This window comes from Streptomyces javensis, assembly GCF_039525925.1.
Classification (GTDB): Bacteria; Actinomycetota; Actinomycetes; order Streptomycetales; family Streptomycetaceae; genus Streptomyces; species Streptomyces asiaticus.
Genome location: NZ_BAAAIF010000178.1, coordinates 1 through 4,650, shown reverse-complemented (window position 1 = coordinate 4,650; position 4,650 = coordinate 1). Strand labels below are relative to the sequence as shown.

Below are 4,650 nucleotides of genomic sequence, written 5' to 3'. Positions count from 1 at the left end.
AGCCGGAGTATTGGGTGCGTCATGTTCGGCAGGCGGTGTTGTTCGGGCCGGGTGTGGAGTGGCTGGCCGAGCACGGTCAGGTGACCCGGTTTGTGGAGCTGGGGCCCGATGGCGTTCTGAGCGCCATGACCCACAACTGCCTCGCCCACCACAACGACCCTGGTGTCGGCAACGAGCCGGAAGTCATCGCCTCCCTGCGCCGGGACCAGCCCGAGACCCATGCCGTACTCACCTGCCTGGCACGGCAGTTCACCACCGGCAGCTCCATCGACTGGACCCCCGCACTCGGCGGTGGCAGCGACAGCAACACCCCGCAGGCCCGCCTGGACCTGCCCACCTACGCATTCCAACGTCAACGCTACTGGCCCGAGACGCAGGCGAAGGTCGTCGAAGACCCGACCACGGCGGCGTCGGCCAAAGAGTCGCGCTTCTGGTCCGCCGTGGATGAGGAGGACGCCGAAACCATATCCGCCCTCTTGGGACTGGCAGGCGACGCACGTGAGCCCGGGTTCCATGAGGTTCTGCCCCTCCTGGCGGACTGGCATCGTAGGGAGAATCGGCGCTCCACGGTCAATGACTGGCGCTATCGGGTCGCATGGAAGCCGATCGTTGAGTGCGGAGCGAGTGGCGGGGCTGACCCGACGCCCACCGGGACGTGGCTTGCTGTGGTGCCTGCTGGCCCCTGCGACATGACGACGTGGGTGCACGAGGCCCTCACCGTTTTGGCCCGCAGCGGGGCGTCCGTGGTGCCCCTCGAGGTCTCCGCCGGTGCTGGAGCCGACCGGGCGGCCCTTGCCGAGGACATTCGTGCCGCCATCGCCCGCCATGACGCCGAGGAGGGCGCTGAGGACGGCGCGGCCCCGGTGGCCGGGGTGTTGTCGTTCCTGGCCTTGGACGAAGCACCGGGATCCGTTCATCCAGCCGCCCCGGTCGGCGTGGCGGCGACACTGACGCTCGCCCACGCGCTGAGCGACCTCGCTATGGACCTGCCTCTTTGGCTGGTGACCAGGGGCGCTGTAGCGGTCGGCCGTTCCGATGCGCTGCCCTCGCCACTACAGTCGATGGTGTGGGGGTTCGGCCGGGTCATCGGACTGGAACACCCCCAATGGTGGGGCGGTCTGATCGATCTCCCCGATGCACTGGATGACCGAGCGGCACGGCGATGGCTTGCTGCCCTCGCCTCGTCTTCCGGTGAGGACCAGATCGCGATTCGGGCGTCGGGAGTCTTCGTACGGCGCCTCGTACGGGCCCGGGCCGGAGAGCCGAGCGCCGCCTTCGGCGCGGGCTGGCGGCCGCGTGGCACGGTGCTGATCACGGGTGGCACCGGCGCATTGGGCGGGCATGTCGCTCGTTGGCTGGCCGAGGCCGGAGCGGCGCACCTTCTCTTGGTCAGCAGGCGCGGACCCGCGGCTCCAGGAGCAGCTGAGTTGGTGGCAGAGCTGGAGGCCGCGGGAGCCTCCGTGACCGTGGCCGCATGCGATGTCGCCGACCGGGAAGCGGTACGTGCCCTACTGGCCACACTCCCCGACGAACAGCCGCTGTCCGCGATCGTGCACACCGCCGGATCAGGCGGCGACCTCCGACCGGTGGTCGAGACCGGCTTGGAGAGCTTCGCCGACGTGCTCGATGCCAAGGTGACAGGCGCGCGATGCCTCCATGAGCTGACTCGGGAGATGGATCTCGACGCCTTCGTGCTGTTCTCCTCGGCCGCCGCTACCTGGGGGAGTGGCGGGCAGGGCAGTTACGCGGCCGCCAACGCCTACCTCGATGCTCTGGCAGAACACCGCAGGACCCTCGGGCTGGCGGGGACCTCGATCGCATGGGGTGCGTGGGCCGACGCCGGCATGGCTGTGGTCGACGCCGCCGAGGAGATGGTGCGCCGCCGCGGACTGCGATCGATGCCACCGGAACTGGCCGTCGTGGCATTGCAGCAGGCATGGGAAGCGGATGAGGCATCGGTGACCGTGGCCGATGTGGACTGGGAGCGCTTTGTCCCGGGATTCACCGCGGCCCGCGTTCGCCCGCTGCTGATGGATCTGCCGGAGGCGGCGCGGGCGCTTGAGGAGACTCGTTCGTCGGCGGGGGAGAATTCGTCGTCCTGGCTCACGCAGCTCACCGAGGCTTCTGCCGAGGAACGGGAGCGGTTGCTGCTCGAGCTGGTTCGCACCCATGTCGCGGCCGTCTTGAACTATGGCGACGCCGGAGATATCGCCGCGAACCGTGCTCTGAAGGACCTTGGGTTCGATTCCCTGACGGCGGTCGAGTTGCGGAACCGGCTCAATGGGGTTACCGGGCTGGCCTTGCCCACCACTGTGGTTTTCGACCATCCCACCCCTGCCGCTCTCGTCGCCCATCTTCGGGTGCAACTCCTCGGGGAAGACGAACGTGAAACCTCGGGCAGGCAGCCCCTGGCCACGGCCCCAGGAGGTCAGGCGCAGGACGATGCCTCCACTGACCCCGTCGTCATCGTGGGAGCGGCGTGCCGGTACCCGGGCGGCGTGGGTTCGCCCGAGCAGTTGTGGGACCTGGTGGCCGGTGGGGTGGACGCGATTTCCGGATTCCCCTCCGACCGTGGCTGGGACCTCGAGAACCTCTACGACCCGGATCCCGATCGGTCAGGCAAGACCTATGCGATGAGTGGCGGATTCCTCAGCGATGCGGCGGGCTTCGATGCGGAGTTCTTCGGCATTTCTCCGCGAGAGGCGTCGGCCATGGATCCCCAGCAGCGGCTGCTGCTGGAGACGTCCTGGGAAGCCATGGAGACTGCTGGGATCAACCCTTCCGCACTGACGGGAACGCCCGTCGGCGTGTTCGTCGGAGCCAACAACCAGGACTACCTGACTCGCTTCTCGACCGTGCCGAGCGGCGCTGACGGCTATGTGATGACGGGCAATACGGCCAGTGTGATGTCCGGGCGAGTGGCGTATGTGTTCGGCCTCGAGGGTCCGGCGGTGACGGTGGATACGGCGTGTTCGTCGTCGTTGGTGGCGTTGCATCAGGCGAGTGCGGCGTTGCGGAGTGGTGAGTGTTCGATGGCGTTGGCCGGTGGTGTGGCGGTGATGTCGACTCCGGGGACGTTTGTGGAGTTCTCGCGTCAGCGTGGTCTGGCGGCTGATGGTCGGTGCAAGGCGTATGGCGAGGCGGCGGATGGCACTGGTTGGGGTGAGGGTGTTGGTGTGTTGTTGCTGGAGCGGTTGTCGGATGCTCGGGCTAAGGGGCATCGGGTGTTGGCGGTGGTGCGTGGTTCTGCGGTGAATCAGGATGGGGCGTCGAATGGGTTGACGGCGCCGAATGGTCCGTCGCAGGAGCGGGTGATCCGGCAGGCGCTGGCCAATGCGCAGTTGTCGGCGGCGGATGTGGATGCCGTTGAGGGGCATGGGACCGGGACTCGGTTGGGCGATCCGATTGAGGCGCAGGCGCTGCTGGCCACGTATGGGCGGGAGCGTGAGGGTGGTCGGCCGTTGTGGTTGGGGTCGTTGAAGTCGAACATCGGGCACACGCAGGCGGCTGCGGGTGTGGGTGGTGTGATCAAGATGGTCATGGCACTGAACCGGGAGGTGCTGCCGCGGACCTTGCATGTGGATCGGCCGTCTCCGCACGTCAATTGGGATGCGGGCGCGGTGGAGTTGCTGGCTGAGGGTGTGGCGTGGCCGCGTGGGGAGCGGGTGCGGCGGGTTGGTGTGTCTTCTTTCGGTGTGTCGGGGACCAATGCCCATCTCATCCTTGAGGAGGCGCCGGCGGAGGAAGCTGCTGGTGGGGATGTGGCGTCGTCCGTGGTGGCGCCTTCGGTGGTGCCGTGGGTGGTGTCGGGGCGTAGTGCGGGTGCGTTGGCGGCTCAGGCGGGTCGACTGCTGGAGCATGTCAGCGCTGCTCAGACTGATGGTGGCGTGGATGTGGTGGGTGTGGGGCGTGCTCTGGTGGGCTCGCGTGCGGTGTTCGAGCACCGTGCGGTGGTTCTGGGCTCGGATGTGGAGGAGCTTGAGGCTGGGCTTAAGAGCCTGGCGGAGGGCGAGACCGAGAGCACGGCAGGTGTTGGCGGTGGCGTAGTGGTGGGTCGTGCGCGGTCGGGTGGCCGGGTGGCCGTGTTGTTCTCTGGTCAGGGGAGTCAGCGGGCGGGGATGGGGCGGGGGTTGTATGAGGCCTTCCCCGTGTTCGCGGCGGCGTTTGATGAGGTGTGTGCGCGGTTTGACGTGCTGTTGGAGCGGCCGTTGAAGGAGGTGGTGTTCGCGGATGCTGTTGCTGGTGGTGAGGGGGTGTTGGATCGGACGGTGTTTACGCAGGCGGGGTTGTTTGCGTTGGAGGTGGCGCTGTTTCGGTTGATGGAGTCTTTTGGGGTGCGGGTGGATTTCCTGGCCGGTCACTCGATCGGTGAGGTGGTGGCGGCGTATGTGGCGGGTGTGTGGTCGTTGGGGGATGCCTGCACGTTGGTTGCCGCGCGGGGGTGGCTGATGCAGGATCTGCCTGCTGGTGGGGCGATGGCTTCGGTCCAGGCCTCGGCACAGGAGATGGACCAAGCCCTGGAGGTTCTTCGGGCTGGGGCTGGTGGGCTTGTGGGTGTGGTGGAGGTTGCGGCGGTTAATGGGCCGGATCAGGTGGTGGTCTCCGGTGAGGAGGCTGCGGTGGCCCAGGTGGCTGAGTTTTGGCGTGAGC

General features: G+C 67.5%; 1 protein-coding gene. It reads left to right on the top strand.

Going from position 1 to position 4,650, the window contains the following annotated elements; genetic code table 11:
• On the top strand, window positions 1-4,650 hold a 4,650-nt coding region (locus tag ABD329_RS47265; protein ID WP_344318190.1), incomplete at both ends, for an SDR family NAD(P)-dependent oxidoreductase.